This is a genomic window from Dietzia sp. DQ11-71, assembly GCF_014144995.1.
In the GTDB taxonomy this organism is placed as follows: Bacteria; Actinomycetota; Actinomycetes; order Mycobacteriales; family Mycobacteriaceae; genus Dietzia; species Dietzia kunjamensis.
The window spans coordinates 1-4845 of sequence record NZ_JAALDT010000124.1; the positions used below are offsets into that span (position 1 = coordinate 1).

The following is a 4845-nucleotide window of genomic DNA, read 5'->3' on the forward strand; positions in this document are numbered from 1 at the left end:
CAGCGGGCCGGCGGTGGGCCGCGGGGCGCCCGGCGACCCCGCGCTCTACCAGGCCGTCTCGCTGCTGATCGACTACCCGACCGCCGAGCTGATCGACCGGCTGCCGCTCGTCCGCGAACTGGCCGGGGAGCGGGGCGCCGTCGCGCGGCCACTGCTGGGTCTGGTGGACCACCTGGAGTCGACCCCCCTCGACGAGCTGCAGTCGGAGTACGTGGAGACGTTCGACATGCGGCGCCGCTGCTGCCTCTACCTGACCTACTACCGGTACGGGGACACCCGCAAGCGCGGCACCGCACTCGTCGACTTCATCGAGGCGTACAAGGCGGCCGGTGCCGAACTCGGGGCCGGGGAGCTCCCCGACCACCTCGGCGTGGTCCTCGAGTTCGGTGCGCAGTGCGATCTCGACGGCTGCCGTGCGCTGCTCGTCCAGCACCGCGCCGGTCTCGAGTTGCTGCGGATCTCGTTGGCCGACCGCGGCTCGCCCTGGCTCGGCGCGCTGGAGACCGTCTCGGCCACCCTCCCGGCTATCGGCGGGCACGACCGCGACGCCGTCAGCAGACTCGTCGCCCAGGGGCCGCCCGACGAGGAAGTCGGCCTGGAGGCGTTCACCTCCTCGTCCTACCTGGAAAGCGGGGCCCGGCCATGATCGGAACGACTGCAGCCGAGGTGACGATCCTGGACATCTTCCTCTGGGTGATCCTGCCGTACGTGTGCCTGGCGATCTTCGTCGTGGGCCACTGGTGGCGGTACCGCTACGACAAGTTCGGGTGGACCACCCGTTCCAGTCAGCTCTACGAGTCGCGCCTGCTCCGCTGGGGCAGCCCGCTGTTCCACTTCGGCATCCTCTTCGTGGTCGGCGGCCACATCATCGGCCTGGTCATCCCCAAGTCGTGGACCGAGGCCGTGGGCATCAGCAACGACGCCTACCACTGGATCGCGGTGATCATCGGGGCGATCGCCGGCTTCTGCACCGTGGTCGGACTCGTGATCCTCATCTACCGTCGCCGCACGGTCGGGCCGGTCTTCTCCGCCACGACCGTCAACGACAAGGTCATGTACGTCTTCCTGGCCGCGACGATCTTCCTGGGCATGGCCAACACCATCGTCGGCAACATCCTCAGCCACTACGACTACCGCGAGGAGCTGTCGGTGTGGTTCCGAGGCATCTTCTGGTTCCAGCCCGATCCGGCACTGATGCTGTCCGCGCCCATGTCGTTCAAGCTGCACGCGATCGTGGCGTTCCTGCTGTTCGCCATCTGGCCGTTCACCCGGCTGGTCCACGTGTTCTCCGCGCCGATCGGCTACCTGTGGCGTCCCTACGTCGTGTACCGGTCGCGTCCGGCAGGCCAGTTCGGCAACCGCCCGTACCGCCGGGGCTGGATGCGCGAGGACGTCGGCGACGTGAGCCGCGAGATCGGCGCCGGGCGGGCCCGGTCCGGATCGAGCCGCGTACCACGTCATTGAGGTGACCCGGTCACGCAGCCCGACGCCCGCGCGACTGTCTCCGGGGTACTTCGCCATGGTCATGGCGACGGGGATCGTCGCCGTGGGAGCCGGGCAGCGGGGCTGGGAGACGGTGTCCGTGATCCTGATCGTGCTCACCGCGATCGAGTACGGGATCCTCGTGCTCCTCACCCTGTGGCGGCTGATCGCCTTCCGCGCCGAGGTCGTCGCCGACCTGCATGACTCCCGCACCGCGTTCCTCTTCTTCACGTTCGTCGCGGGGACGAACGTCCTCGCGGTGGCGCTCGCGGGGCGGCACCTGCTCGTGGCGTCCGTGGCGCTCCTCTGCGTCGGCGCGGCCGTCTGGATCGTGCTCGGCTACACGGTCCCCTGGGTCGCGGTCCTGTCCCGCGACGAGCGCCCCGTGGTCGCGGAGGCCAACGGCACCTGGTTCATCTGGGTCGTCGCCAGCCAGTCGGTGGCCGTCGCCGCGGCGACCCTGGAGCCCCACGTCGAGTCGGCCCGCGACGCCCTCGCGATCGTGGCCGTGGCGTCCTGGTCGGTCGGCGTCGTCCTCTACGTGGCGTGCGCGGTGTTCGTCTCGCTCCGGCTCATGCTCTACCCGCTGGATCCGCGGGAGCTCGATCCCCCGTACTGGGTCTCGATGGGGGCGGTGGCGATCACCGTCGTCGCCGGCGCACGGATCGTGGAGATGGCCAGCGCCCCGATGGTCGACGCCGTGCGAGGACTCGTCGCGGGCCTGGTCGTGGTGTTCTGGTGCTTCGCCACCTGGCTCATCCCGGCCCTGGTGGCGGTGGGGGTGTGGCGTCACGGGATCAAGAGGGTGCCGTTCCGATTCGAACCCACCTGGTGGTCGATCGTCTTCCCGCTCGGCATGTACGCCGTCGCGGGGATGTACCTCGGGCGGGCCGACGACCTGCCGATCGTCGCCTGGATCGGCGAGACGTGGATGTGGGTCGCGGTCGCGGCCTGGCTCATCGCGCTCGTCGGCATGATCCGATCCAGACTCCCGCGGGTCACGCGGGTCCCGACATGACGGGCCGGAGTGGCGGTGCCGAACCCGCCCCGCCGTCAGGGGCGGGACGGGTCGAACCGTCAGCGCCGGCGGTTGCGCATCTTCTCCGCGAACTCGCGGGCCTTGCGCTGGTTCTCGGGCTTCGAGGCCTCGCGCTTGACCACCTGTACGGCCTTGAGCGCGATCCCGCTCCTCAGTGCATTGCGTAGGAATGCCATCGTGTACCTCCATGTCCGGGGGCCGCCAGTCTAGAGTCGGTGGGCCCCTACCGCGACCGGTCGAGAGTGGAGTCCGAGGAGTACGGATATGAGAAGTGACGGCGACGCCCTGTGGCGCATCCTGTCGACCCGCCGCGACCATCGTCACTTCCACCCGACACCGGTCGCGCGGGAGACCATCGAGCGACTGCTCGAGGTCTTCGCGGTCGCGCCGAGTGTCGGACTGAGCCAGCCGTGGCACGTCACGGTGGTCGAGGACCGGGCCGTACGGGAATCCATCCACGCCGGCTTCTGCGCGGTCCGCGCCGCCGAGGCCGAACGGTTCGGCGGCGAACGCCGCGAACTGTACGACTCGCTCCGCCTGGAGGGCATCCTCCAGGCGCCCGTGGGCCTGGTGGTCAGCCATGTGCCGCCGCCGGGTCCGATCCTCGGGACCACCAGCGTCCCGGCGGCGACCGAGTACAGCGTGGTCGCCGCGATCACCCTGTTGTGGCTGGCGGTGACGGCGGAAGGCCTCGGTATGGGATGGGTGAGTCTCGTGGAACCCGGCCATCTCTCCGACAGCGTGCGGCTTCCGCCGGGCGCACGCCCTCTGGCCTACCTGTGCCTCGGGTACCCTGCCCTGGAGCTGGACGAACCACTGTTGCAGACCGTCGGGTGGGGACGTCGTTCCCCGCTGTCCGTCGACTGGGTCTGACCACGCCGGGGGACCGGGGTCAGGCCCGCTCGACCCCGACCTCGATGACGGTCCCCCACGGGTCGTCGAATCGCAGGACCGCGCCGTCGTGACGTGTCTCGATCCGGTGGTCGGCCAGTCGCTGCCGGAGTGCGTCGACATCGTCCGCGGTGGGCAGCTCGATGTTCACCCGGCCCAGGCCCAGGGCCGCCGCGCGCGGGCCGGCGCCGGCCGTGCCCCAGGTGTTGACCGCGATGTGATGGTGGTACCCGCCGGCGGCGATGAACAGTGCGGAGCCGACGTCGCTCATCACCTCGAAGCCGAGGGCGTCGACGTAGAAGTCGCGGGCTGTCCCGATGTCGCCGACCTGGAGGTGGACGTGCCCCAGTGCCGCGGACGTCCCGATCGACGAACCGGCGACCGGCGGGGTGAGGTGCGTGCGCAGGAAGGCGTTGGGGTCCAGCGGGTTGGTGGCCACCTTCAGCAACCCGTGGGGCTCGGTGGCCCAGGTGTCGCGGGGCCGGTCGGTGTACAGCTCGACACCGTTGCCCTCGGGGTCGTCGAAGTAGAACGCCTGACTGTAGAGGTGATCGGCGCTGCCGGTGAAGGATCTCGGCGCATGCCGGGCGACCGAGGCGACGGCCGCGGCCAGCGACGGCTCGTCGTCGAACAGCACCGCGGTGTGGAACAGTCCGGCCTGCCCCTGCCTGCGCGGCGGCAGCTCGGGCATGCGGCGCATCCGCACGATCGGTCGACCCGCCCGGCCGAGCACGGCGGTCTCGCCGGTCTGCTCGAGCACGTCCAGGGCCACGCCGTCGGCGTAGAACGCGATCATCGAGTCCAGGTCCCGGACCAGGAGTTCGACCGCGCCCATGCGCGTGTCCGCCGCGAGCAGGTCGTCGGCCGGGCGCTCGGCCAGGCTGCGGGGATCGGGGTTCTGGACGTAGACGGGCATGGTGCCCTCCTTGCTCTCGGCATCGCGGTTGCGTGATGTGTCATCTATATCAACCGGCCCACCCGCTCGCCTATTCCGTGATGCGTCACCCACCCCCGCGGGACCGCCGGCCGGGGCGCCTACTCCGGGGCGCCTACTCCGTGACGTCGAGGAAGCCCGCCGCGCCCTTCTCGGCGTCGGCGAACGAGTGGTCCACGAACGTGTAGCGCCCGGGCTCGACGAAGGTCATCTCCACGAACCCGCCCTGCGACGGGGCCAGGTCGAGCGCCTGTGCGCCCCCGTTCCCACCGCCGAAGGCGTCCCGCCCGTCCCGCAGCAGGTAGGCGCCCTCCTTGTACACGGTGTCGAACTGTGAGCCCACCACGTGGAAGCTCGTCCCGTCACTCGGTCCGGCCGCCACCACCCACACGCGCACGGTCTCGCCGACCCGGGCGGTCAAAGGGTCCCGCCGGTACTGGGTCGCGTGCCCGTTGAACATCACCAGGTCGGGCTGCCCGGCCGCGATCTTGCCGGAGTC

At 70.4% G+C, this 4845-nt stretch carries 7 protein-coding genes; 4 read left to right on the top strand and 3 right to left on the bottom strand.

Annotated features, from left to right (window positions below):
• Nucleotides 1-13: 13 nt before the first annotated feature.
• The 3 genes from narJ to G6023_RS05210 are packed head-to-tail and all read left to right on the top strand — an operon-like array spanning nt 14 to nt 2500.
• A complete protein-coding gene (gene narJ / locus G6023_RS05200; RefSeq protein ID WP_182634297.1) occupies nt 14-646 on the top strand; it encodes a nitrate reductase molybdenum cofactor assembly chaperone in 633 nt (210 codons plus the stop codon).
• The gene (gene narI, locus G6023_RS05205; RefSeq protein ID WP_182634291.1) at nt 643-1464 is read left to right on the top strand and encodes a respiratory nitrate reductase subunit gamma; all 822 of its coding nucleotides are present in this window, start codon (nt 643-645) and stop codon (nt 1462-1464) included. The genes narJ and narI overlap by 4 nt, the downstream gene beginning before the upstream one ends.
• A gap of 1 nt (nt 1465) precedes the next feature.
• Nucleotides 1466-2500 carry a tellurite resistance/C4-dicarboxylate transporter family protein gene (locus tag G6023_RS05210; protein ID WP_347570721.1) on the top strand — a complete coding sequence of 345 codons (1035 nt, stop codon included), beginning with the start codon at nt 1466-1468 and terminating at the stop codon, nt 2498-2500.
• A gap of 59 nt (nt 2501-2559) precedes the next feature.
• On the opposite strand, the gene G6023_RS05215 is transcribed toward G6023_RS05210, so the two are convergent.
• On the bottom strand, nt 2560-2697 hold the full coding sequence (locus G6023_RS05215; RefSeq protein ID WP_167457859.1) for a hypothetical protein: 138 nt from the start codon (nt 2695-2697) through the stop codon (nt 2560-2562).
• An 88-nt stretch (nt 2698-2785) separates the two neighbouring features.
• On the opposite strand from G6023_RS05215, the gene bluB reads away from it, so the two are divergent.
• On the top strand, nt 2786-3394 hold the full coding sequence (bluB, locus tag G6023_RS05220; RefSeq protein ID WP_182634293.1) for a 5,6-dimethylbenzimidazole synthase: 609 nt from the start codon (nt 2786-2788) through the stop codon (nt 3392-3394).
• 19 nt (nt 3395-3413) lie between these two features.
• On the opposite strand, the gene G6023_RS05225 is transcribed toward bluB, so the two are convergent.
• Nucleotides 3414-4328: a VOC family protein gene (locus G6023_RS05225; protein WP_182634295.1), complete on the bottom strand. Its 915-nt coding sequence runs from the start codon at nt 4326-4328 to the stop codon at nt 3414-3416.
• A 133-nt stretch (nt 4329-4461) separates the two neighbouring features.
• On the bottom strand, nt 4462-4845 hold a 384-nt coding region (locus G6023_RS05230; RefSeq protein WP_472986422.1), incomplete at its 5' end, for a cupredoxin domain-containing protein.